The organism is Haloechinothrix halophila YIM 93223, from assembly GCF_000504245.1.
GTDB lineage: Bacteria > Actinomycetota > Actinomycetes > Mycobacteriales > Pseudonocardiaceae > Haloechinothrix_A > Haloechinothrix_A halophila.
In genome coordinates this window covers 5,388,892-5,413,226 of the sequence record NZ_KI632509.1, presented here as the reverse complement: position 1 = coordinate 5,413,226, position 24,335 = coordinate 5,388,892, and the positions used below count along the sequence as shown (strand labels likewise).

The following is a 24,335-nucleotide window of genomic DNA, read 5'->3' as shown; positions in this document are numbered from 1 at the left end:
AAATGGCGCCGGCAGAGACGACGACACAGACCCTGGCAGAGCGCGTCATCCTGATGCATCAGGGCGGCTGGGACGAGATCGTGCTCGTACTCGGCCCGCTGATCATCATCGGCGTGTTGATCGTCGTCGCGCGCAAGCAGGCGCCACCCGATGATGAGGACGAGGACCAGGACGACGTGCAGGGCGACGCCGACGCCGGGACCAGGCGGGAAGGCCGCGAGAAGCCCGGCGAGTAGCCGTCACGGCTGCAGCGGGAACCCCGCGCCGATGCCGCGCCACGCCAGGGTCGCTATCAACGAGACGGCGTCGTCGCGGCTGATCGAGTTGTGGTTGTCCAGCCAGTACCGCGCGCTTACTTGGCTCAGCCCGACGAGTCCGGACGCGAGTAGCCGCGCCTTGTCCTCGCTCAGGCCCGCGTCCGAGGTGATGGTCTTCGTGATGGCGTCGACCGGGGCCTCGGTCGCGCGGTCGACGGCGGCCTGTACCGCTGGCTCGCCCCGCAGGTCCGACTCGAACACCATCCGGTACGCGCCGGTCTCGCTGTTGACGAAGTCGTAGAACGCGCCGACGGCGTTCTTCACCCGCTGCTTGTTATCCGTTGTGGACGAGAGGGCTTCCTTGACCGCGACGATCAGCTCATCGACGTGGACGTCGAGCAACGCGCTGTAGAGGTCGAGCTTGCCTGGGAAGTGCTGGTAGAGGACGGGTTTGGAGACACCGGCGCGCTCGGCGATCTCGTCCATCGCCGTGGCGTGGTAGCCGTTGGCGGCGAAGACGTCCTGTGCGACGGCGAGCAGTTGCTCGCGTCGCTTGCGCTTGGGCAGCCGGACGCCTCGACCCAGCTGCCGGAGCCTGCTCGCTGCTGGCAGCCTCGCCGCTTCGGTCATGCTTCCTCCTGTGTAGCTTGTAGGCCCCCGTCAGGCCAGTCACGGCCGCGTAATGTGCGCGGTCGCGTGTGGTTGAGACTACCCGCCGGTAATACCGGGTTGGCAAGCCTTGGCTTCGTGTGCCCTTCCACGAGCGCGTGGCCGGGCCCGGCATGGGCGTCGTGGGGCTCGGTGGGTCATGCTTGATACGTGACGCCAGCAGGTACCCACTCACCCGAGCCGCCCGGAGACGACGTCGGCACGTTCAGCGCCGAGTTGCCGCCGCTGGACCGCACACTACCGCCGTGGCCTGGCGACTATGAAGAGGCAAGCGGGGTGCGGCTGCACGTCCGCCGCACCGAGCCCGCGTCGTCGCGGAACGGCGCTGACACCGCGGTCTATGTGCACGGCCTTGGCGGCTCATCGACGAACTGGACCGACCTGGGTGCACTGCTCGCACCGTGGGGCAGCGGTATCGCCGTCGACTTGCCGGGGTTCGGCTTCTCCGAGCCGGAGCCTGACTTCGACTTCACGCTCGCCGCGCACACCGACCAGCTCGCCCGTTACATCGAGGGCCTCGGTACCGGGCCAGTACATCTGCTCGGCAACTCCATGGGCGGCGCGATCACGGCGTTGCTCGCGGGCAGCAGGCCGGAGCTGGTCAAGACGCTGACGCTGATCTCGCCAGCGGTTCCTGACCTGCGGCCGCTGCCGTCGCGGCTGTCCGATCCCCGGATGGCGCTGGCGTATCTGCCAGTCGTCGGACGCACCGCCCGCAAGCAGCTCGCCGCCCTGACACCACGAGAACGTGCCGAGCGGGTGATCGAGCTGTGCTTCGCCGACCCGTCGTCGTTCCCCGAGTCCCGGCTGGCCGAGCTCGCTGAGGAACACGGCTCGCGGCTGCATCTGCCCTGGGCGATGACCGCGATGAGCCGTAGCACCGCGGACATCTTCCGTGTTTGGCTGGCGCGCGGACCGAGTTCGATCTGGTCGGCGCTGCGTGCGGTGACCGCGCCGTCGCTCGTGGTGTGGGGCGACAAGGACAAGGTGATCTCGGCACGTAAGGCGCAGCGCACCGCGAGGATGTTGCGCAACGGCACGTTGCTGATGCTGCCGGAAGTGGGTCACGTCGCTCAGATGGAGCGGCCCACGGCAGTGGCACAGGCGGTTCTGGAGCTGTGGCGGTCGGCGGGCACTGGCGGTTCGTGATCGCGCTGGGCCATCTGAGTGAGCGCCTACTCTCGCCTGGTCCAGCCTGTCGGTGACCGTGGCGAGGTCGGATGTGGCACGCTTGGTGCGTGGACCAGCGGACAGGACGAGCGCGACGCGAGCGAGTGCGTCACCCTGCTCGTACCGCTACCACTGGCCTTGGCAGGGGTGATGGCCCAGGGCCGGTTCCGTCAAGGGAACGGCTGATGCCGCCGCCCGGTATGTCGCCTCCCGAAAGGCCACCGCCTCCCCGGCGCAGCGCCGAACCGTTGCGGGCGTCGTGGCGGCCGAATACCGGTGAGCAGCCCGCCGCGCCGCCACCGCAGAAGGCAAAGTCGTTGCCGCGCAGGATTATCGGCACCTACGGCTGGCGGATCTATGCCTTACCCATACTGCTCGTGCTGACCGTGATCGTCGTGTTCGACCTCAGCGGTGGCAGCCCGGCCGATGAGGGGGTCAGGGCGGGGGCCACCGTCCCGCAGGAACCCGAGGTCGGCGGCAGGGCGATGGAACCGCCCATCGTGACTGAGAACCCTGTCGATCCGATCCAGCTCGACATTCCCACCGCGAAGCTGCCCAAGGGCGGCGGCTTCACCAAGAGCGGTAAGGGCACCTGGCACGTCATCCCAGGAAAGAGCAAGCGAGTCGGCTCCGGTGGCAGGCTGTACAAGTACGTCATCGAAGTGGAGGACGGCATCAACCCGGGCAGCTACGGCGGCGACCAGGCGTTCGCGAAGACCGTCGAGGCGACGCTGTCCGACCCGAGGAGCTGGACCTTCGACGGCACGGTGTCGTTCCAGCGAATCAACGATCCCGCCGCGGCCGACTTCGCCGTCAGCCTCACCACACCAGAGACCAACCACGGCCCCGACGTCTGCGGCTACACCATCAAGTTCGAGGCGTCCTGCTGGCGCAGCGACATCGGCAAGGTCGTCATCAACCTGGCACGCTGGGTACGTGGCGCGAAGGCGTTCAACGGCGACTTGGGGCTGTACCGGCAGTATGCGATCAACCACGAGGTTGGGCACGCGCTCGGCATCGGTCACGTCGGCTGTGCCAAGGACGGCGCGCTCGCGCCGGTGATGATGCAGCAGACGTTCGGCGTGTCCAACGACTACGTCGCCAAGCTCAACCGCACCGACCACGCGTCGGTGCCACGGGACGGCAAGGTGTGCAAGCCCAATGCCTGGCCGAACCCCCAGCCGTAGCACGCGGGGGCCCTGCTGTGGTCGTCCAACATGTGGACATGACCACCATGATGTGGACTACGCGGGGCTGACGTAGAACGATGGAAGAGACCGAGCCGCACCTGCGTTGACACCAGTCGTGACGTGATTTGAGCGTCGCCCACGGTGCGTAGATGGAGGAACGCCACAATGTCAGACACACGAGGCGGGGCACTGCCGCCGCTCGTTGCGCCCGCCGACGAACTCACCAAGGATGAGGTCGCTCGGTACAGCAGGCACTTGATCATCCCGGACGTCGGGGTCGAGGGGCAGAAGCGGCTGAAGAACGCCAAGGTCCTCGTGATCGGCGCGGGCGGCCTCGGCAGCCCCGCGCTGCTCTACCTCGCCGCGGCGGGGGTGGGCACCCTCGGCACCATCGACTTCGACATCGTCGACGAGTCGAACCTGCAGCGCCAGATCATCCACGGCCAGTCCGACATCGGTAAGCCGAAGGCGCAGTCGGCCAAGGAGTCGGTCGCCGAGGTCAACCCGTTCGTCAACGTCGTCGTGCACCAGGAACAGCTCAGCAACGACAACGCGCTGGACATCTTCCGGGACTACGACCTCATCCTGGACGGCACGGACAACTTCGCCACTCGGTACCTGGTCAACGACGCCGCCGTGATCCTCGGCAAGCCGTACGTATGGGGCTCGATCTTCCGGTTCGAAGGCCAGGTCAGCGTGTTCTGGGAGGACGCGCCGGACGGCCGTGGCCTGAACTACCGCGACCTCTACCCCGAGCCGCCGCCTCCTGGCATGGTGCCGTCGTGCGCCGAGGGTGGCGTGCTCGGCGTGCTGTGCGCGTCGATCGGCTCGATCATGGTCAACGAGGCGATCAAGCTCATCACCGGTATCGGTGAGCCGCTGCTCGGCCGTCTGATCAGCTACGACGCGCTCGAGATGCGCTACCGCGAGGTCAAGATCCGCAAGGACCCGGAGACGCCGAAGATCACCGAGCTGATCGACTACGACTCGTTCTGCGGCGTGGTCAGCGACGAGGCGTCCGAGGCGGCTGCCGACGCGACGATCACCCCGGACGAGCTCAAGGCGATGTTCGACGCGGGCAAGAGCTTCCAGCTCATCGACGTCCGGGAGCCGCACGAGTACGAGATCGTCAAGATCGAGGGCGCGAAGCTGATCCCGAAGGACCGGATTCTCTCCGGTGAGGCGCTGTCCGAGCTGCCGCAGGACAAGCCGATCGTGCTGCACTGCAAGTCCGGTGCGCGTTCGGCGGAGGCGCTCGCGGCACTGCACAAGGCGGGCTTCTCCGACGCCACTCACCTCGGCGGCGGCGTCCTCGCCTGGGCGAACCAGGTGGACCCAAGTCTGCCGACGTACTGAGGTGGTGAAGGGCGTCTTCGCTGTGGTGTGGAGACGCCCTTCACGACACCCCATTCCTGCATCACCGGTTTGACGGTAATCTCCGCGTGTGTCCACTATCGTGGAGTGTCCGCCCGGCCGGGTGTGCTCGGCGTTCGGCGTCGACGAGGGAGAGCTGGAGCCGTTTTGCGGGCTGGGGTGGCGTACCGGCAAGCTGACGCTGCTGCCCGTCACCGACTCCGAGCAGGCGTTGTGGCTCGCCAAGTCGTTGGACGACGTCAGCCTGCCTGACCTGCGGATCGCACGCCCCGCGCGCGCCACGGACGGGCGTCAGGTGGTCGGTGGCTGGATGGCGTTGCGCGCACTCGACGGCGAACCAGCTGGCACTGAAGCGTCCACAGTGGATGACCTTGTGCTGGTGTCGGTCAAACTGCACCAGGCGCTGGAGCACCTGCCGCGACCGCACTTCATCAGTAAACGTGACGACGTCCTCGCCCGCGCCGACCGGATGGCATGGGGCGAGGATGAGGTCGACCTCGACGATTCCAGCTGTACTCGCTGGTTCGACCTGCTACTCGGCGCGGCCAAACCCGTCTTGCTGAAAGACCAGGTGGTGCACGCCAGTCTGTACCGCAGCGTGCTGTTCTACACCGACGCCGCGCCCGCCGTCGTGGACTTCCGTCCGTTCTTCCGCCCGCCAGAGTGGTCCGCCGCATTGGTCGTCGTGGACGCCATCGCCGACGGCACCGCGGACATCGACGTCATGGAGCGGTGGGAGCACATCCCCGCGTGGCGGCAGATGCTGCTGCGCGCGGTGCTGTTCCGGCTCGCGGCGGGCGCGCTCGATCCGGGCGCCGACGAACAAACGCTGGAAAAGCTGCGGCACGCGGCGAGCACGGTCAGCCGGTACGTCTGAGCGTGGCGTGCCTCACCGGACGGGCCGCTCACCTCGGCATACGTGCGCTGTGTGCGCACAATGTCAAACGCATGAAACATCGCTGCACCTGCCGGTAACAACGCCTTCCTACCGTCAATGGACGGCGAACGGAGGTAACCGGTGACAGCGACAGCCGCAGCGGCCGCAGCGACGACCACCGGCGCGGCGACGCACTGCCCCTATTGCGCGCTGCAGTGCGGCATGAGGGTGACGCCCGCCGAGCACGGCGCCACCATCGAATCCCGGCAGTTCCCCACCAACGGCGGCGGCATGTGCCAGAAGGGCTGGACGTCCGGGGCCCTGCTGACGTCGCCCGCACGGCTGACGGCGCCGCTAATCCGTGTCGACGGCGAGCTGACCCCCGCGACGTGGGACGACGCCCTCGACGTCATCGCCACCCGGCTGCGTGACATTCGCGAGCGACGCGGCGCGGACGCCGTCGGGCTGTTCGGCGGCGGCGGTCTCACGAACGAGAAGTGCTACGCGCTCGGCAAGTTCGCGCGGGTGGCGCTTCAGACCTCGCAGATCGACTACAACGGCCGGTTTTGCATGTCGTCGGCCGCTGCGGCGGGCATCAAGGCGTTCGGCATGGATCGGGGGATGCCGTTCCCGGTCACCGACCTCGCCGAGGCGGACGCGATCCTGCTGGTCGGGTCCAACCCGGCGGAGACGATGCCGCCGTTCGTGCAGCACTTACCGTCAGACGGGCTGATCGCCGTCGACCCGCGCCGCACGCCGACAGCCGAGCGCGCTGAGCTGCACCTGCAACCCGCGCCCGGCACCGACATGGCGCTCGCGCTCGGCATCCTGCACGCCGTCGTCGCCGATGGCCACCTCGATCAGGCATACGTCGACAGCCGTACGGCCGGCTTTTCGGAGACGTGGCGTGTGGTCGCGAGCTGGTGGCCCGAACGAGTGGAGCGCGTCACCGGTGTTGCCGCCGGCGACCAGCGCAAGGTCGCCGCGACCCTGGCTGCCGCGAACAACGCGTACGTGCTCACCGCGCGCGGGACCGAGCAACACGCCAACGGCGTGGACACCGTCAGCGCGTGGATCAACCTGGCGCTTGCGCTGGGCTTGCCTGGTCGTCGCGGCTCCGGGTACGGCTGCCTTACCGGCCAGGGCAACGGCCAAGGTGGACGGGAGCACGGCCAGAAGGCCGACCAGCTACCCGGCTACCGCAAGCTGGATGACCCTGCCGCCCGTGAGTACGTCGCGAGCGTGTGGGGCGTCGACCCCGACTCGCTGCCGGGGCCAGGACGGTCGGCGTACGAACTGCTCGACGTCCTCGGCACCGACGATGGTCCGCAGGCACTGCTGGTGTTCGGTAGTAACCCGGCGGTGTCTGCCCCCCGAGCGGGCCATGTCACCGAACGGCTGGCGTCGCTGGATTTCCTTGTCGTCGCGGACATCGTGCTGTCGGAGACCGCTGCCATGGCCGACGTCGTGCTGCCGGTAACGCAGTGGGCGGAGGAATCCGGCACCATGACCAACCTCGAAGGCCGGATTCTGCTGCGCAGCAAGGCCCTCGATCCGCCACACGGCGTGCGGAGCGACCTCGACGTCTTGCACGGCCTCGCGGTCCGGCTCGGTCAGCCGTCCGAGCGATTCCCGGCTGACCCGGAAGCGGTATTCACCGAACTGCGTGAGGCATCGCGTGGCGGCATCGCGGACTACTCCGGCGTCACGTACCAGCGGCTCCGCGACGGCGAGGCGTTGCACTGGCCGGTGCCGAGCGTGTCCGATGGTCCCTTGGCGGCAGGAGAAACGACGATCGACGTCCCTGCGGAAACCCACCCCGGCACGCCCCGGCCGTTCCTGGACCGCTTCCACCACCCGGACGGCCGAGCCAGGTTCAGCCCGGTGATGTACCACGGCGCTGCGGAGCCGGTCGACGCCGACTACCCGCTGATCGCCACTACCGGGCGACTGCTCGCGCAGTACCAGTCCGGCGCGCAGACCCGTGCCATCGACGAACTTAGCTCCGTTGAACCGGAGGTGTTCGTTGAGATGCACCCGGACACCGCCGAACGTCACGACCTCGCGGCGGGCGATACCGCCCGCGTCGTCTCCCGGCGGGGTGAGGTTGAGGCACCCGTCCGGCTGACGTCGACGGCACGGCAGGACACCGTGTTCCTGCCGTTCCACTTCCCCGGCGCGCAACGCGCCAACTTGCTGACCAATCCCGCGCTCGACCCCGTGAGCCGCATGCCCGAGTTCAAGGTGTGTGCCGTGCGGGTCGAATCCGCCGAGAGGAGCGGTGCCCATGTCGACAGGTGACCATGCAGGCCCGCGCCGGGTCGTGATCGTGGGGTACGGCATGGCGGGCGCTCGGCTCGCCGAGGACCTGCGTGCCCGCGACCCGCGTGGCCAGCGGGTGAGTGTGACCGTCGTCGGCGGCGAGTCGCACCACGCCTACAACCGGATTCTGCTGTCCAACGTCGTCGCGGGCACGATGTCGCAGCGCAGCGTGCACCTGCACGATGAGTCGTGGGCCGAGCTCAACGATGTCGACCTGCGCACAGGTACCGCCGTCACCGCCATCGATAGGGATACCCGCACCGTCGCGCTCGATGACGGCACTCAGGTGGGTTATGACGCGCTGGTGCTCGCTACTGGCAGCCGCGCGTGGATTCCCCCGACCGAGGGGCTGTTGGACGATGACGGCGAACTTGCGGAGGGCGTCGTGCCGTTCCGCACCCTTGATGACTGCGAGCGAATCCTCGCGCACGCGCGGGCGGGTGCGCCGGTCGTCGTGATCGGCGGGGGCGTTCTCGGGCTGGAGGCTGCGCGGGGGCTCGCCGGTCAGGGAAGCAACGTGACCGTGGTGCACCCGGTTGGCCACCTGATGGAGCGACAGCTCGACCCTGGCGCGGGTGGCGTGCTCGCCACGGCGCTCACAGAGCATGGCATCGAGTTCGCGCTCGGCAAGCTGGCGACGCGGTACGTGCCTGGCGACGGGCTCAAGCTGGACGACGGTAGCCACCTGCCCGCTGACCTGGTCGTCGTCTCGGCAGGGGTGCGGCCGGAGACCGGGCTGGCCGAGTCTGCTGGGCTGAGCGTGGACCGGGGCATCGTCGTTGACGATTCGCTGCGCACCAACGACCAGCGCATCTACGCGATCGGCGACGTCGCGCAGCATCCCGGCGCGCCGACCGGCTTGGTGCAGCCCGCGTGGGAGCAGTCGAGTGTGGTCGCGGATCTGCTCGCGGGTGCTGACACGTCGTCACGCTACCGGGGTACATCGGTGGTCACCCGGTTGAAGGCACGTGGCATCGACCTCTCGGCGCTTGGCGACGTCCACGCCGAGACGGACTCGTCCGACGACGAGGTCGTGTGCCTGACGGATCCGAAGCGTGGCCGCTATGCCAAGCTCGTGCTGCGCGACGACAGGGTGCGCGGCGCGATCCTGCTCGGCTTTCCCGACGCCGCGGCCACGGTGGCGCACCACTTCGACAACGGCACGCCCGCGCCCAGCGATCGGCTGGCGTTTTTGCTGGGCAGGGCATTGCCAGTCGAGGCGGCGCCCGCTGAGAACCCGGCGACGATGCCCGGCTCGGTCACGGTCTGCAAATGCAACAACGTCACTAAGTCGTCGCTGGTCGACGCATGGCGCTCGGGTTCACGCAGCACGGCTGACCTTGCCGGTGCCACGCGCGCGACGACGGGGTGTGGCGGGTGCCGCGATGTTGTTGACGGCATCGCGACCTGGCTCGCCAGTACGGATTAGGCCGCCAGCGGAACCAGTCGCGCGGTAACGATGTCGGAATGGCCGGTGCCAGGCGTGTGGAGTTCGCTGGATCACGCCCGTAGCACCTGCGGTGTCCGTTACCGTAGTCAACCGGAGGCAGCCGGTAGCGAACTGGAGGACGAGGGGCGATGGCGGACGACTGGCAAGAGAGCGCCGATGCGGTCAATCGGGCTGTCACCGGCGTCGTGGAGTCGTTGGAAGACCTCTTCGATAAGGAGCGCACGGTTTACGGCGGTGCCTCCTTGGCGGAAGGTACGTTCGGTGCGCTCGGCATTGGCAAAGGCTTCCGGTTTCCCAGCGTCGAGGACGCGAACAAGATCATCAACAGCTTCAAAGATCGTCAGGAAAGTATTGAGAAGCGAAAAAAGCTGATAGCTGAGGCGTATGCCATCCTGGACCGGCCGTTTGCCGAAGACCCGGCGAGTGTCAGTTATATTGATCGGGCGCGAGGTTCTCTTGAGAAGTTGGCGGAACTCAACGACTCGGCGTTGAAGTATGTCGACAACTATGTTGACAAAATTGAGAGTATAAAACGCTCGAAAATGAACGATGAAGAAGAGATTAGCAACACGTTTGACCGCTCCGGGGGTGCCAATTAATGCGAAGGCGGGTCCTTGCTCTCGGTGCTGCTATTGCGATCGTTATGGTCGCCTCGTGTTCGGATAGAACTGCCGGGGATCCTTCTGTGTCGGGGCAGGAAGGTGGCTCGACGAGTGGGGATTCTGGTGCTGGTAGTCCAGACGTCCCACAGGTGAAAGAACCGTTGGACGCAGGGCCGTACCTTAAGCGCCCATGTGATGTGATTGCGAATAGTGTCATCAATAGTGTCGGGAACATGCGTCCTGGGGAGCCGGACGTAAACAGTGACACTGCGAAGAAACTGACAGGTCCTAGTTGTGGCTGGTTTCCCAAGGGAAACGAGCGAGTTCAGTTCAGTCTTTTGTTCGAGACGGTTCATCGAGACAACGGAACCGGTGGGATCAAAGGTGTCTACAAGGGCAAAGAAGTTGGGTTGACCGACTACGTTGAGCCCGTGGATATACCGGGACATGCCGGTTATCCAGCTGCGTTCTCTGGATCGAAAGATGATCAAGACAAGGGTGAGTGCTCGCTTGCCGTCGGAATCACCAATAACTTCTTGTTCAGTGTTCATTTCACTAACTGGGAGAACCCGAACCAAGCATGTCCGTCAGCCTTGAAAGTCGCCGCATCAGCACTGGACACACTCAAGGAGGGGAATTGAACCATGTCGTCGGGCTCCGAGATTTATAGGATGTTCCAAGCGGGACAAATCGAGCCGCTTGAGTTCGCATTCGAGATCGTCGAGAAGCTTTCTCAGGAGTTTGAGGCTGAGGCAGAAGAACTCAAGAATTCCCATGATCAGATGATGGAGTACTGGGAAGGCGACTCGGCTGACGCGGCGGGCAAAGGCATCGCCCCCCTTATCGAGGCGCATGCCCAAAACGCTCCGCTGATCGACGATGCCAGCCGGTCGATCGCTGCTCAGGCGGACTCGTTCTCGCAGTCGAAAGACAGCGTCGTTCCCGTCCCGGACGAGCCCGCCGAGCCGAGCGCGTTCGCCAAGTTCGCCGGAACAATCGCGCCCGGTACCGGCTACGCCGACGAGGTCCAGTCCTACCGCGACGGGATGGCAAAACACGAAGAAGCCAACGCCAACAACGTGCGGGTGATGGAGCAGTACAAGGCGAGCACGGACGGCACGCGCAGCGCTTTGCCCTCGGACTTCGGCATCATCGAGAACGACGGTGCCGTGATCAACGTCGAGACCCGCGCCTCCAACGCGGTCGCCAGCCCGACGGCAGCGGGCCCGAGCCTTGGCGGCGCGCCCGGCGCGACGGGGGCTGGGACACCGGCCGCAGGCGGCGGCTACACCGGCAGCCCCACCACTGGTGCGCCCGGCACCGCGACGCCGCTCGGCGGTGGCACGACGTCCGGGGTGCAGCAGCCCACCGTGGCCCCGCCGGGAACTTCGGGTACTACAGCCCCGACGCCCCGCCCGGTGACCGGCACACCGGTCGCCGGCGGCCCGCTCGCTACCCCAGTTGGCGGCGGCAACGACACCACGAGGGCTCCGCGTGGCCGCGGCACGATCGCAGCCCGGCCTCCCGCCGGAAGCTCCCGTGCGGGCTCGCGGATGACTTCGGGCGGCACTCCGAAGTCCGACAGCGCGGCAGGCCGGATTCAGCGCGGTCCGGATGCGGCGGCCAGGTACAGCGGTGGCAGCCCCCAGCCGGGCAAGAGCGCGGGAGTCGCGGGCCCGGCTGGCGGCGGATCGACGGCGGCCGCCGCGAAGGGCGCGACCGGCGTCGGTCGCGGCGCACCAGGCGCCATGGCGGGCGGCGGTGGTGGACGCGGCCAAGGTAACGACGACGAGAAGGAACACAAGGACAAGTACGCCATCAAGGAGCAACTGGACGCGGGTCTGGACACCGAAGTCGACGAACTCGGCGAGAAGGTCGTCGACGACCAGACCGGCACCACCGTTGTGCCGCCGGTTATCGGCGACACCGACGACGGCGGGAAGGGCTAACCCCTGGTGTACGGGCCGATCCTCACGGCGTCGCCGCGTGCCCTCGAACTGGCCGCCGAGTGGGAGAAAGCCGGACCGCTCAACCCGGTGCTGCGCTCTATCGACGTCTTCTACGGCCCGGACGACGAGGCACCCGATCCCGCCGCCGAGCTGCGCGAAGCGGAGCTGGCCCAGCGGGAAGGCCGGGTCAGCGACGCCTTGCTCGACTTGCTGCCGCCACTGTGCGCCGCGCGGCTGGAGTACGTCGCGGACTTTCGCGTCGACAACCGGAAGTACACCGCGCTGGCCGCGTCGACCGGAACCGCCGCGGTCTTCGCGGTGCGTGAGCGGGACCTGGACGGCGACACCGACGTCGTCCGATTCCGGGAGATCGGTGTCGACCAACTCCTCGATGCCTTGCTCGACCTGCTGAGCCTGCGGCCAGGCGCGGGCAAGTTGATCAGCGTCGCGATCACTGAAGCCCGTCAGCACCGCGACGCCACCAGCGACCAGCCGCCGAGCCAGGAACTCACGCAGCTCCGCACGCTGCTGACCCGCCCTGTCGTCGGCCCGGCCATCGAGATCGCGGTCGGCGTCCGCGATGGCATAGGCAAGCACCACTACACCCACCAGCCGCTGCACATCGCCGAGCTGGACTGGGGCCACTTCCTCACCTACAACGTCGGCGAGGGCCGCGACGAGCGGTTCTACGGCGGTCCCGCGACGCGCGAGTACGTCCGGGACGCGCTGGCCACACTGCACGCCGGACTGCCAGCGCAGTAACCCTCACTGGTGACGCAGCTGGTAGTGCGCGGACGTTAGCACGACCGCGATCGTGTGACAGCGCAGCCGAAACGGCGGATTCCTACGGTGCCTCCAGCACGTCGACATCGTGCCGGAGAGCAGGAGGTAGGACATGACTGCCGTAGCCGAGAAAACGACCGAAGAACCGCAGGTGCGGAAAGGTCGTTGGATCGACCACTGGGAGCCGGAGGACCCGACGTTCTGGGAACGCACGGGCAAGCGCGTCGCCTGGAAGAACCTGGCGTTCTCGGTATTCGCGGAACACCTCGGGTTCAACGTCTGGATCCTGAACAGCATGATCGTCGCCTTCCTCGGCGACATCGGGTTCACCTTCAGCATCGGCCAGACGTTCTGGCTGCTGATCCTGCCGAACCTGGTCGGGGCGTCGCTGCGGATCCCGTACACGTTCGCGATCCCGAAGTTCGGTGGCAGGGCCTGGACGACGATCAGCGCGTCCCTGCTGGCGATTCCGTGCGTGATGCTGATCATCGCGGTGAGCAACGCGCCGACGGCGACCAGTGCGGGAACGCCGTTCTGGTTCTTCCTGCTCACCGCTGCCGCACTCGGGTTCGGCGGCGGGAACTTCTCGTCGTCGATGACGAACATTTCGTTCTTCTTCCCCGAAGGCAAGAAGGGTCTTCCGCTTGGGTTGAACGCGGCGGGCGGCAACATCGGCGTGGCCGTGACGCAGCTGCTGGTGCCGATCGTCATCAGCATCGGCACCGGGATCAACCTGGCTTACGCGGGCATCATGTGGTTGCCCGTCATTGTGATCTCCGGTCTGTGCTCGTGGTTCTTCATGGACAGCCTGACATCGGCCAAACCGGACGGTGAGTCCTACGGCGTCGCACTGCGCAACAACCAGACCTGGGTGATGGCGTTCCTCTACATCGGCACGTTCGGATCGTTCATCGGGTTCTCGTTCGCGTTCCCCACGCTGATCAAGGAGACCTTCGTCGATTTCAAGGGCTTCGTCGCGCTGGCGTTCCTCGGTGCGCTGATCGGCTCGATCTCGCGGCCGTTCGGCGGCTGGCTGGCGGACAAGATCGGCGGCGCCAAGATCACGATGTGGAACTTCATCGCGCAGACGGCGTTCACCATCAGCGTGCTCGTCGCGGTGGATATTGACAGCTTCGCCCTGTTCTTCGTCTCGTTCATCGCGCTATTCGTGCTCACCGGCATCGGCAACGGCTCGACGTATCGGATGATCCCGATGATCTTCGCGGCGCAGACCCGCGCGACCGTGTTCAAGGACGGCGGTGACCTCGATGCCGCGCTGAAGGCGGCCAAGCGGCAGGCAGGTGCGGTGCTCGGCATCGTCGGTGCCTGTGGCGCGTTCGGCGGCGTGCTGATCAACCTGTCGTTCAAGTTCTCGCTGGAAGGCACCGGAACCTTGGCGGTGGGCCTCGCGGTGATCGCGGCGTACTTCGTGGTCTGTGCCGGCGTCACCTGGTGGTGCTACCTCCGCAAGAGCTTCGCGATCCGACGCGCGCCCAGCCTGGCCTACGCCGACATCTGACCTCATCGACGTCGCGCGAGCGGGACCAAGCGGCCCCACGGCGGTTATCGCCGTGGGGCCGCTTGGTCGTAAGCAGGTTCACACTGGAGCGTTACGGCTTGCTTAACCGCGTCCAGCGCGGCGAAACCGCTCGTGAGTCGCGGTGCCCGTCGCGCGGGCCGCCCGGCATCTGACCTGGCTGACCTGTGCGGAGAGCGTTTGGTAACGCCTGCGAAACACGAGGGAAGCGGTACCGACATTGCCCGCGCCCAGCATGGACTCGTCCGCGTTACGGAGGTAGTTGATGAGTCGCACGCTGGTAGTCGTCGGGAACGGGATGGTGAGCCACCGCCTCGTTGAGGCCGTCCGCGCGGAAGACGTCGACGGCGCCTGGCGGGTCGTCGTGCTCGCCGAGGAGTCCCGGCCCGCCTACGACCGGGTCGGGCTGTCGTCCTACGTCGGAAACTGGGATGCGTCGGCGTTGGAGCTCGCCGGATCGAGCTATGACGGCGACGAGCTGGTCGAACTGCGCCTCGGTGACCCGGTCGCGCGGATCGACCGTGAGGCCAAGGTCGTCACCACCGAAGCAGGGTTCGAGCAAGCCTACGACGCGCTCGTGCTGGCCACCGGCTCATACCCCTTCGTGCCGCCGGTGCCCGGCCGTGACCTGCCCGGCTGCTTCGTCTACCGCACCATCGAAGACCTCGACGCCATCCGGGCCGCCGCCGACCACGCACGGTCGAACCGGGGCCGTGCCGCTGGCGCGGTCATCGGTGGCGGGCTGCTTGGTCTGGAGGCCGCCAAGGCGCTGCGCGACATGGGGATGTCGCCGCACGTCATCGAGATGGCGCCCCGGCTGATGCCGATCCAGGTCGACGAGGGTGGCGGCGCGCTGCTCAAACGGCTGGTCGAAGATCTCGACGTCACCGTGCACACCGGTACGTCCACCAGCGAGATCGTCGAGGATCGGGAGCGGCTGCTCGCCAAGCTTGGCAACGGCACCGAGCTGGACCTCGACCTGATCGTGTTCTCCGCTGGCATCCGCCCGCGCGACCAGCTCGCCCGCGACGCGGGGCTCGACGTCGGGGAGCGCGGCGGCGTGGTTGTTGACGACGGCTGCCGCACCAGCGACCCGGCGATCTACGCGGTCGGCGAGGTCGCCGCCGTCGAGGGCACCTGCTACGGGCTCGTGGCGCCCGGCTACACCATGGCCGAGATCGTCGCCGCCCAGCTCGCGGCTGGCAACACTGCGGCGGCGTTCCCCGGCGCGGATCTGTCGACCAAGCTCAAGCTGCTCGGCGTTGATGTCGCCAGCTTCGGCGACGCCCACGCGACCACGGAGGGCTCGCTCGAGGTCGTCGTCAACGATGCCGTGGCAGGTACGTACAAGAAACTCGTCGTCTCGGACGACAGCACAACGCTACTCGGCGGCATCCTGGTCGGCGACGCGAGCGAGTACAACACGCTGCGGCCGATGGTCGGCAGCGAGCTGCCCGGTGACCCGGCGTCGATCATCGCGCCAGCCGGGGGCGATGGCGGCGGCATCGGCGTGGATGCGCTGCCGGACGAGGCGCAGATCTGCTCCTGCAACAACGTCACCAAGGGCCAGATCAAGGGCGCCATCACCGAGCAGGGCTGCGACACGGTTCCTAAGCTCAAGGCGTGCACCAACGCCGGCACCGGCTGTGGCTCGTGCGTGACGATGCTGCCGAAACTGCTGACGTCGTGCGGCGTCGAAGTCTCGAAATCGCTCTGCGAGCACTTCACCCAATCGCGTGCCGAGTTGTTCGAGATCATCGCCGCGACGGGCATCACGACGTTCAGCGAGCTGATCGCCAAGCATGGCTCGGGGTCCGGCTGCGCGATCTGCAAGCCCGCTGTCGCCTCGATCCTGGCGTCCATCGCCCCGGTGATTGGCGCGGACGGGCATATCTTGTCGGACGATCAGGCAGGCCTGCAGGACACCAACGACCGGTTCCTGGCGAACATGCAGCGCAACGGCACCTACTCGGTCGTGCCGCGCGTGCCCGGCGGGGAGATCACGCCGGACAAGCTGATCGTGCTCGGTGAGGTCGCGAAGGAGTTCGGCCTCTACACCAAGATCACCGGCGGCCAACGCATTGACCTGTTCGGTGCCACTGTGGACCAGCTACCGCACATCTGGAAACGCCTGGTCGACGCCGGGTTCGAGTCAGGGCATGCCTACGGCAAGGCGTTGCGCACCGTGAAGTCGTGCGTCGGATCGACGTGGTGCCGCTACGGCGTGCAGGACTCGGTCGGCATGGCGGTGGCGCTCGAACTGCGCTACCGGGGGCTGCGCTCGCCGCACAAGCTCAAGTCGGCGGTGTCCGGCTGCGCCCGCGAATGCGCCGAGGCGCGCAGCAAGGACTTCGGCATCATCGCCACCGACAAGGGCTGGAACCTCTACGTCTGCGGCAATGGCGGCATGACGCCGCGCCACGCCGACCTGCTCGCATCCGATGTGGACGACGTGACGCTGATCCGGCTGATCGACCGGTTCCTGATGTTCTACATCCGAACGGCGGACCGGTTGCAGCGCACGGCGTCCTGGCTTGAGGAGCTGGAGGGCGGCCTCGATCACCTGCGCGACGTGATCGTCGACGACAAACTCGGCATCTGCGACGAGTTGGAGGCCGCGATGGCCGCGCACGTCGCGAACTACGCCGACGAGTGGAAGGGCGTGCTGGACGACCCGGACAAGCTCGCGCGGTTCACGTCGTTCGTCAACGCGCCGGGCACGCCGGACCCGACGATCTCCTTCCGCGAGGAACGCGAGCAGCAGGTGCCGGTACCGCTGGGTATTCCCGCCATCGCCGGTGCCGAAGGGAGTTCCTGATGACCATGACCGACGCGCGGATCTGGACCGCAGTGTGTGAGCTGGCTCGGATTCCGGTGGCTGCCGGGGTCGCCGCTCTCCTGCCCGGCGGCGAACAAGTCGCGGTGTTCCGCACCACGGGCGACGAGGTGTATGCCATCGGCAACATTGACCCGATCGGCGGCGCCGCCGTGCTCTCGCGCGGCATCGTCGGGGACGCGGGTGGCCAGCCGGTGGTCGCATCTCCGCTGTACAAGGAGCGGTTCGACCTCCGCACCGGCGAGTGCCTTGACGGCGACGCGAGCGTGCCCACATATCCGGTGCGCGTCACCGACGGTGTGGTCCACGTCGGGTCGGTGTGAGCCCGGTGCTACCGCTGGCGGGATACGCCATCGGTGTGACGGCGGCGCGCCGTGCCGACGAGCTAGGTGCGCTGTTCGTCCGCAAGGGCGCGACCGTCCGATATGGACCGTCGATCCGTATCGTGCCACTCGCCGACGACACCGAGCTGCATGCTGCCACCCGCCGGCTGCTCGACGCTCCGCTCGATGTCGCCGTGCTGACCACCGGTATCGGATTCCGAGGGTGGCTGGAGGCCGCTGAAGGGTGGGGACTCGGCGACGAGCTGCTTGCTCGGCTGTCCTCAGCGCGACTACTCGCCAGGGGACCGAAAGCGAAAGGCGCGGTGCGGGCGGCCGGGCTGGCTGAGGCGTTCTCGCCGGGATCGGAGTCCAGCGCCGAGGTGCTCGACCACCTGCTCAGCAGCGGTGTGGACGGGCTGCGGGTCGCGGTGCAGCTGCACGGCGAGCCATTGCCGTACTTCGTGGAGTCATTGCGGCACGCGGGTGCGGAGGTGATCGAAGTTCCGGTGTACCGCTGGGTCGGCCCCGCGGATCCCGGTCCGCTCGATCGACTGATTGACGCGGTACTCGATGGTGGTATCGACGCGCTGCCGTTTACCAGCGCCCCCGCTGTCGCGAGCATGCTGGCGATGGCCAAGCGCACCGGACGACACGACGCGTTGGTCGCCGCGATGCGGGAACGGGTGCTTGTCGCGGCGGTCGGGCCGATCACGGCGGGCCCGCTGGATTCGGTGGGGGTGCCGACGGTGCAGCCGGAGCGCGCGCGGATCGGTGCGCTCGCCCGGGTGGTGGCTGAGGCACTTGAGCAGCGCACGCCTCGCCTGCGCGCGGTCGGGCACAGCGTTGAGCTGCGCGGACAGGCGGTGCTCGTCGACGGCGAGCTGCGCGAGCTGGCACCAGCGCCGATGGCGGTGCTGCGTGCGCTGGCGCATCGGCCGGGCACGGTGGTGTCTCGCAAGGAGTTGACCGGGTGCTTGCCCAGTGGCGGGGAGGAGCATGCGGTGGAGACCGCGGTCGGCAGGCTCCGCTCCGCGCTGGGCGACAGCAAGCTGGTGCAGACCGTTGTGAAGCGCGGTTATCGGCTGCCGGTTGACCAGGCCGAGGTCGTGTCGTTCCGCCGGGCGGGTGCGGTCTCGTGATTGTGGTGGCCGCGCATGGCACGCGTGACCCGGCTGGCCCCGCGGTGATCGAGGCACTGGCGGACGGGGTGCGGGCGGCGCTACCTGGCGAGGCCGTGCGCGTCGCCTACGCCGACGTCCGTGTTCCCAGCGTGGCCGACGTCTTGTCCGAACACCTCGGCGAGCGGGCCGTTGTGGTGCCAGCGTTCCTCGCCGCCGGGTACCACGTCCGGACGGATATCCCACAGCAGATCGCCACGAGTGGGCATCCCCGCACGGTGCTGGCCGATGCGTTCGGCCCCGCGCCGGAGCTGGTCGCGGTGCTGATCGAACGCCTGGTGGACGGTGGCTACCGCACGGGTGACGGTGTCGTCCTCGCCGCGGCGGGGTCCAGCGACCCCCGTGCGCTCGTTGACGTCCACGACGCGACGTATGCCCTCAGCGTCCGGCTCGGCGCGCCGGTGCGGATCGGCTTCGCCGCGACGGCGCGACCGTCGGTGTCCGATGCGGTCGCTTCGCTTCGCGCGGCGCGTCCTGACGTCCCGGTCGCGGTGGCGTCCTGGCTGCTGGCGCCCGGTCTTTTCCAGCGCAGACTCGACGACGCGGGGGCGGATGTCACCGCCAACCCGCTCGGTGCTCACCCTCGCGTCGTCGACCTCATCATCCGCAGGTATCAGGCTGCCGTCGGTGCTTTCGTGGCCGCGTGAGCCGCCCCACCGCGTTGTGTCCTGCGTTCCCGACGTCGTGTCCTGCGTTCCAGACGCTGTATTCGACGTTCCCGACGCTGTGTTCCCCGCTCGCCACGCCATGTCCCCTGCTCAGGACACGGTCACGCGCACGTCAGGGAAGCCGCGCACGGCGGCGATCCGTGCCGCCTCATCCTCGGCGGCGGTGCGGTCAGCGTGGCGCAGCGGCAGGAAGGGGTCGAGAGTTACGTCGAGGCGGTTGCGGCCAGCGGCCTTCGCTCGCCAGGTCGCCACGATTTCTCCCGCGGCTAGCAGCACGCCCGGATTGCCGAGCACCCGCCACACCTGCTTGTGGCGGCCTTCGTCCGGCACGAGCGTGCGCCGGTCTCGTGCCTGCAGCAGCGGGTCGGACGGCGGTAGCAACCGCACGGCGTCCGGCTCCGGTGGGTTCTCCAGCATCGCGACGTCTTCGCGCGCGAGCCACGTTCGCTTCCCCTCGAACTCCACCTCAACCAGGTCGTCCGGCCAGATCTCGCCAGCGACCCGCTTCGTGGTGCCGATGAAGCCCGCCGTCTCCGCTGTCGTCGCGGGCCCGTGCAGGTGCAGGTACCGCGCGGCGACCCCGGTGCACGCGACTGGATCGGGCTCCTCGGCCAACAGCCCACCACCCAACGGAGTCAACGTCGCGGGGAAGACGTCCGGCTCTAGCCGCAGCCCTGCCCGCAACGTCGTCAGCCGCATGACCTGTTCATGGATGTGTGTCGCCTGGCACGGACGACACCACCGCGCCAGCCCCTCCGGCACTCGCGCGGTCACCCGTTCGCTGGCCGCGCCCTTGGTCATCGTGGCGTCCACGACGTCATGCAGCGCCGACGCCGCCGTGCGCAGCGCCTCCGTCGGCGGCATGCCCGCCTTGGCGACGTCGCCGCGCTGCCAGGCCAGCCGTGCTTGCGCGTCGGCGTCGGTCAGCGGCACCAGCGACGCGGCTACGGCGGGTAGCTCGGCCGCGTGGTGCAGGTGCGGCGCGCCCCGGTGCGTCCACGCCAGCGTTACGTCCGCCGCATCCAGGGTGTCCCGGAACGACTCGCCGCTCAGCACGCCTGGGTCGACGTCGAGCCGTGCCGCGAGCGCCAGCCGGGCCGATCCCCGCTGGGCGTCCTGCACACCGAGGCCGAGCACCGTCAACGACCCGACGTCGCCGTGCGGTCGGTGCAGTTCCTGCGCGGCTACCCGATACGCCATCACCTGCGCCCGATCGACGCTCAGCATGCTCACGTCACTATCCCGCCAGGTCGTAGTCGAAGGTGTAGCTCATGGTCTCCGAGGCACCGTAGATCGTGCCGGTTCCGGACAATCCCGCCAACTCGCCGGTGCCGGAGCCGGGCAGCACGCGCCAGGTGCCGGTGACGCCATGCTCGTCGAACCCGACGTCGTGCTTGATCACGAAACTGCCGCTGCGGCCGTCGACACTGCCCTCGATTCGCTCAAGACCTGGCGATGTCGTCCCGACGCCGGGGTAGTACAGCAGGTAGTCACACGTCGAGGTGCCGTCGATAACCCCGGAATAGGTGAACGTCGCGTGGGCATGGGCGTAGCGTGGCCCGTCCTCGGCGCCGCTGACGAGGTCTTCCTGCCAGGTGCGCATGGTGAAGATGTTCTCGCTCATGGCGCCATCGTCGTCGCGTTACCTGACAGCTATTGGCAGGTTTTCTGGGAGAATCAGGTCATGCGCGCGAGCAGGCTGCTGTCGGTGTTGCTGCTGTTGCAGAACCGGGGCCGACTGACGGCTGAGCAGCTGGCCGCGGAGCTGGAGGTGTCGGTGCGCACCGTGTACCGGGACATCGACGCGCTATCGGCGGCGGGGATCCCGGTATACGCCGATCGCGGCAGGGCTGGCGGCTACCAGCTCGTCGACGGTTTCCGCACTCGGCTGACCGGGCTGACCGAACCTGAGGCGCAGGCGCTCGCGTTGGCGGGATTACCTGAGGCCGCCGCCGAACTCGGGCTCGGGGCGGTGCTCGCCGCCGCCCGCCAGAAGGTGACCGCCGCGCTGCCCGCCGAGCTGCGTGAGCGAGCCGATGCCGTGGCGCAGCGCTTCCACCTCGACGTCCCCGGCTGGTTTCGTGGCGTCGAACGCCCCGGCCATCTCGCCGCGCTGGCCGATGCGGTGTGGCGGGACCGGACGATCGTCGTCGCCTACCGCAAATGGGGAGACGAGGACGTCGAGCGCACACTGGACCCGCTCGGGCTGATCTTCAAGGCGGGCAGGTGGTATCTCGCGGGTAGGAGCCTGTCCGGGCGCGTCGCGACGTACCGCGTCGCCCGGATCAGCGACTTCACCGATACGGGGCAGCGCTTCGAACGGCCGGCCGACTTCGACATCGCCGCGTACTGGCGGGACTGGTCGGCCGACTTCGAACGCCGGATGCACCCCAGGATCGCGACAGTGCGGATGTCGCCTTTCGCACGCACCCACGCGGCGTTCTATCTCGGCGCGATCGGGGCGGCCGCCGTCCGGGACGCGACCGCGCCGGTTGACGCCGACGGCTGGCAGCAGGTGCAACTGCCGGTGGAGGCGGGCGCGCCCGCGCTGGGGGAGTTGTTGCGGTTCGGGCCGAACGTGGAAGTGTTGGAGCCCGTCGACTTGCGGCGCGAGGTCGCCGACGCGATCAGGACAATGGGTGCGATCTATGACTGACCAGCAGGACCCGCTCGCCGGTTACACCGTCGGGGTGACGGCGGAACGGCGCGCGGACGACTTCATCACCGCGCTGGAACGTCGGGGCGCGACGGTGCGGCACGCCCCGACGATCCGTATCGTGCCGCTCGTCGACGACGACGAGCTCCGCGCCGCCACCGACGCCGTGCTCGCCGAGCCGATCGACCTCGCCGTCATGACGACCGGCCAGGGCTTCCGTGGCTGGATCGACGCCGCGCGGGAGTGGGGCGTCAGTGAGGCCCTGTTAGGCCGGTTCGGCGCGGCACGGCTAGTCGTGCGCGGCCCGAAGGCGAAGGGTGCGGCGCGCGCCGAGGACCTGACTGAGGAGTGGTCCGCTCCTGACGAGACCAACGCCGAGGTGCTCGACTACTTGCTGGAACGTGGGGTCGCCGGACTGCGGATCGCGGTGCAGTTGCATGGCGCACCGCTGCCGGAGTTCGTCGGTGCGCTGACCGATGCGGGTGCGTCGGTGGTCCAGGCGCAGCCGTATCGCTGGCTGCCGCCGGTTGACGTCGACGCCGTGATCCGGCTGGTCGACGCCGCCATCGCCGGGGACGTCGACGCGCTGGCGTTCACCAGTGCGCCCGCGGCCGCGAACCTGCTCGCTCTGGCGGGCGAACACGGCAGGCGCGACTCGCTGCTGGTCGCGATGCGGGAGCGCGTGCTGTGCGCGTGCGTCGGTCCGGTCACCGCCGCGCCGCTGGTTGACCAGGAGGTTCCAGTGGTCCAGCCGGAGCGGCAGCGTCTCGGCGCGCTGGTCAAGCTCATCTCGGCCGAGTTGCCCGCGCGTGCCCAGGCGAGAAGGTGACGTCACGGTCAGCCAGTAGTCGACACCAGCTCGCCCGCACGTCTCGTCCGCTTCACCCAAACGCGGTAAGGTCACCGCGATCACGGTGAAAGTGAGGATCATTCATGAGTGTGGCTCGGCGGACGTTCCTGCGCGCCTCGGTCGCGGGCGGCACGGTGTTGCTGTCCGCCGCGGCGGGCACCGGCTTCGCCCAGGCAGGGGAGCAACGCAGACGGGTGTACGTCGTCGTGCTTGACGGCCTGCGCCCTGACGAGGTGTCGCCCAGCCTCACGCCGAACCTCACCGCGCTCAAGGCCGAAGGCACCTGGTTCGGCAACGCTCGCTCGCTGCCGGTCATGGAGACCATTCCCAATCACGTCATGATGATGAGCGGGGTGCGGCCCGATCGTTCCCGCGTGCCCGCCAACTCCGTCTACGACCGCGATGAGCAGGTCATACGCGACCTGGATCGGCCGTCCGACCTGCGCGGGCCGACCGTGCTCGACCGGCTCCGCGAACACGGCCTGCGTACCGGCACCGTGTTGTCGAAGGAGTACCTGTACGGCGTCTTTGGTGAGCGCGCGACCTACCGCTGGGAGCCGGGGCCGATCGTGCCGATCAGCGGGCACGCGCCGGACGCGTTCACAACCGACGCGGCCATCGCGATGATCGACGAGGCCGATCCTGACCTGCTGTTCTGCAACCTCGGGGACTGCGACCGCGTTGGCCACTCCGACCTGACCGGCACCACGCTCGCGCTCGCCCGCACTGGCGCGGTGCGCACCTCCGACGACCGGCTCGGCGCTATCGTCTCCCACCTCAAGGACACCGGACGCTGGCAGAACTCGGTCCTGTTCGTGCTCGCGGATCATTCGATGGACTGGTCGCTGCCGTGGCAGCTGGTCTCACTCCAACCGATGATCGACGCCGATCCGATGCTGGCGGGCAACGTCGTCATCGCGCAGAACGGCGGCGCGGACCTGCTCTACTGGACCGGCCCCACGCCCCAGCGGGCGGCGGCGATCCGGCGTTTGCGTGACGTCGTCACCGACGTCCCTGGCGTGTTGTCCGCACACCGGCCGGGCGAGCTCGGGCTCGGTAAGGAAGCGGGAGAGGTCGTCGTCTACTGCCAGGCAGGTTGGCGGTTCAGCGATCCGAAGCCGTGGTCCAACCCGATCCCTGGCAACCACGGTCACCCCGCGACCGAACCCATTCCGTTCCTGATCGCGGGCGGTGACCCGGTCATCCGCAGCGGGCACGCCAGTTCCGCGCAGGCGCACACCGTCGACGTCGCCCCGACCGTCGGCGCGCTGTTCGGCCTGGGCGATCCGGCGGGCGGCTACGACGGCGAGGTGCGTGGCGAAGCGTTCACCGCCGCTCCGGCTGCCACCGGTACCGCTTGAGGTCCACCCGCCCGTTCCTCGACATCACCCCCTCCGCGAGCAGTCGCGCGCACTGCTCCGCACGTAGGTGCTTGGCGGGTGTGCCGTCCGCGCGCAGCACCCGGTGCCATGGCAGATCCTGGCCGTCCTCACCGAGCACCCGGCCAACCAACCTCGGCGTCGACGCCCCAGCCAGCGCCGCTATATCGCCATAGGTCGCGACCGATCCCTCGGGAATCGCCGCGACCGTGTCCCGCACCCGTTCGTGCAGTTCCTCGTCCACGCCGACACCGTAGCGAGGAGC

At 68.1% G+C, this 24,335-nt stretch carries 23 protein-coding genes; 19 read left to right on the top strand and 4 right to left on the bottom strand.

The annotated features are described in order from the left end of the window. Window positions 1–2 precede the first annotated feature (2 nt). The gene (locus AMYHA_RS24735) at window positions 3–236 is read left to right on the top strand and encodes a hypothetical protein (protein WP_034275000.1); all 234 of its coding nucleotides are present in this window, start codon (window positions 3–5) and stop codon (window positions 234–236) included. A 3-nt stretch (window positions 237–239) separates the two neighbouring features. Here the strand turns inward: AMYHA_RS24735 and AMYHA_RS24730 are convergent, their stop codons facing one another. Then, entirely contained in the window at window positions 240–887 is a 648-nt protein-coding gene (locus tag AMYHA_RS24730; RefSeq protein WP_034274998.1) for a TetR/AcrR family transcriptional regulator, read from the bottom strand. 189 nt (window positions 888–1,076) lie between these two features. On the opposite strand from AMYHA_RS24730, the gene AMYHA_RS24725 reads away from it, so the two are divergent. The 15 genes from AMYHA_RS24725 (at window position 1,077) to AMYHA_RS24660 (ending at window position 19,164) form a co-directional block, all read left to right on the top strand. Beyond that, a complete protein-coding gene (locus AMYHA_RS24725) occupies window positions 1,077–2,075 on the top strand; it encodes an alpha/beta fold hydrolase (RefSeq protein WP_407919895.1) in 999 nt (332 codons plus the stop codon). Window positions 2,076–2,281: 206 nt separating this feature from the next. After that, entirely contained in the window at window positions 2,282–3,283 is a 1,002-nt protein-coding gene (locus tag AMYHA_RS24720; RefSeq protein ID WP_231104885.1) for a DUF3152 domain-containing protein, read from the top strand. A gap of 168 nt (window positions 3,284–3,451) precedes the next feature. Next, complete coding sequence (moeZ, locus tag AMYHA_RS24715; RefSeq protein WP_034274994.1) at window positions 3,452–4,642, top strand: adenylyltransferase/sulfurtransferase MoeZ; 1,191 nt, start codon at window positions 3,452–3,454, stop codon at window positions 4,640–4,642. Window positions 4,643–4,730: 88 nt separating this feature from the next. Beyond that, complete coding sequence (locus AMYHA_RS24710) at window positions 4,731–5,537, top strand: TIGR02569 family protein (protein ID WP_034274992.1); 807 nt, start codon at window positions 4,731–4,733, stop codon at window positions 5,535–5,537. Between the two features lie 141 nt (window positions 5,538–5,678). After that, complete coding sequence (locus tag AMYHA_RS24705) at window positions 5,679–7,838, top strand: molybdopterin oxidoreductase family protein (protein ID WP_034274990.1); 2,160 nt, start codon at window positions 5,679–5,681, stop codon at window positions 7,836–7,838. Then, on the top strand, window positions 7,825–9,288 hold the full coding sequence (locus tag AMYHA_RS24700; protein WP_034274988.1) for an FAD-dependent oxidoreductase: 1,464 nt from the start codon (window positions 7,825–7,827) through the stop codon (window positions 9,286–9,288). Before AMYHA_RS24705 ends, AMYHA_RS24700 begins: the two co-directional genes overlap by 14 nt. Window positions 9,289–9,437: 149 nt before the next feature. Continuing rightward, window positions 9,438–9,908 carry a hypothetical protein gene (locus AMYHA_RS24695; RefSeq protein WP_034274986.1) on the top strand — a complete coding sequence of 157 codons (471 nt, stop codon included), beginning with the start codon at window positions 9,438–9,440 and terminating at the stop codon, window positions 9,906–9,908. Beyond that, window positions 9,908–10,552, top strand: a complete 645-nt coding sequence (locus tag AMYHA_RS26675; protein WP_084037485.1) for a DUF3558 domain-containing protein — start codon at window positions 9,908–9,910, stop codon at window positions 10,550–10,552. Before AMYHA_RS24695 ends, AMYHA_RS26675 begins: the two co-directional genes overlap by 1 nt. A gap of 30 nt (window positions 10,553–10,582) precedes the next feature. Continuing rightward, window positions 10,583–11,860, top strand: coding sequence for a hypothetical protein (locus AMYHA_RS24690; RefSeq protein WP_169732976.1), 1,278 nt, complete (start codon window positions 10,583–10,585; stop codon window positions 11,858–11,860). Window positions 11,861–11,866: 6 nt separating this feature from the next. Then, complete coding sequence (locus AMYHA_RS24685) at window positions 11,867–12,622, top strand: ESX secretion-associated protein EspG (protein WP_034274982.1); 756 nt, start codon at window positions 11,867–11,869, stop codon at window positions 12,620–12,622. Between the two features lie 133 nt (window positions 12,623–12,755). Next, the gene (locus AMYHA_RS24680) at window positions 12,756–14,162 is read left to right on the top strand and encodes an MFS transporter (protein ID WP_034274980.1); all 1,407 of its coding nucleotides are present in this window, start codon (window positions 12,756–12,758) and stop codon (window positions 14,160–14,162) included. Window positions 14,163–14,445: 283 nt separating this feature from the next. Then, window positions 14,446–16,998, top strand: coding sequence for a nitrite reductase large subunit NirB (gene nirB, locus AMYHA_RS24675; RefSeq protein WP_034274978.1), 2,553 nt, complete (start codon window positions 14,446–14,448; stop codon window positions 16,996–16,998). Continuing rightward, on the top strand, window positions 16,998–17,339 hold the full coding sequence (gene nirD, locus AMYHA_RS24670) for a nitrite reductase small subunit NirD (protein ID WP_034274974.1): 342 nt from the start codon (window positions 16,998–17,000) through the stop codon (window positions 17,337–17,339). The genes nirB and nirD overlap by 1 nt, the downstream gene beginning before the upstream one ends. Beyond that, window positions 17,336–18,478, top strand: a complete 1,143-nt coding sequence (locus AMYHA_RS24665; RefSeq protein ID WP_051400272.1) for a uroporphyrinogen-III synthase — start codon at window positions 17,336–17,338, stop codon at window positions 18,476–18,478. The genes nirD and AMYHA_RS24665 overlap by 4 nt, the downstream gene beginning before the upstream one ends. After that, entirely contained in the window at window positions 18,475–19,164 is a 690-nt protein-coding gene (locus AMYHA_RS24660; RefSeq protein WP_034274972.1) for a sirohydrochlorin chelatase, read from the top strand. Before AMYHA_RS24665 ends, AMYHA_RS24660 begins: the two co-directional genes overlap by 4 nt. A gap of 111 nt (window positions 19,165–19,275) precedes the next feature. Here AMYHA_RS24660 and AMYHA_RS24655 read toward each other — a convergent pair whose 3' ends face one another. Together AMYHA_RS24655 and AMYHA_RS24650 are read right to left on the bottom strand one after the other, a co-directional pair. After that, entirely contained in the window at window positions 19,276–20,412 is a 1,137-nt protein-coding gene (locus AMYHA_RS24655; protein ID WP_034278733.1) for a DNA glycosylase AlkZ-like family protein, read from the bottom strand. Between the two features lie 10 nt (window positions 20,413–20,422). Next, window positions 20,423–20,809, bottom strand: coding sequence for a DUF3224 domain-containing protein (locus tag AMYHA_RS24650; RefSeq protein ID WP_034274970.1), 387 nt, complete (start codon window positions 20,807–20,809; stop codon window positions 20,423–20,425). Between the two features lie 60 nt (window positions 20,810–20,869). Here AMYHA_RS24650 and AMYHA_RS24645 point away from each other — a divergent pair, with 60 nt between their 5' ends. The 3 genes from AMYHA_RS24645 to AMYHA_RS24635 all read left to right on the top strand — a co-directional run bounded on the left by AMYHA_RS24645 (window position 20,870) and on the right by AMYHA_RS24635 (window position 24,052). Further along, complete coding sequence (locus AMYHA_RS24645; RefSeq protein ID WP_034274969.1) at window positions 20,870–21,841, top strand: helix-turn-helix transcriptional regulator; 972 nt, start codon at window positions 20,870–20,872, stop codon at window positions 21,839–21,841. Then, window positions 21,834–22,670, top strand: coding sequence for a uroporphyrinogen-III synthase (locus AMYHA_RS24640; RefSeq protein WP_034274967.1), 837 nt, complete (start codon window positions 21,834–21,836; stop codon window positions 22,668–22,670). The genes AMYHA_RS24645 and AMYHA_RS24640 overlap by 8 nt, the downstream gene beginning before the upstream one ends. Before the next feature lie 104 nt (window positions 22,671–22,774). Next, window positions 22,775–24,052 (top strand): alkaline phosphatase family protein, encoded by a 1,278-nt coding sequence (locus AMYHA_RS24635; RefSeq protein ID WP_034274964.1) that lies wholly within the window; start codon window positions 22,775–22,777, stop codon window positions 24,050–24,052. Here the strand turns inward: AMYHA_RS24635 and AMYHA_RS24630 are convergent. Further along, window positions 24,018–24,314 carry an MGMT family protein gene (locus AMYHA_RS24630; protein WP_034274962.1) on the bottom strand — a complete coding sequence of 99 codons (297 nt, stop codon included), beginning with the start codon at window positions 24,312–24,314 and terminating at the stop codon, window positions 24,018–24,020. The genes AMYHA_RS24635 and AMYHA_RS24630 overlap by 35 nt on opposite strands. Between the last annotated feature and the right edge of the window lie 21 nt (window positions 24,315–24,335).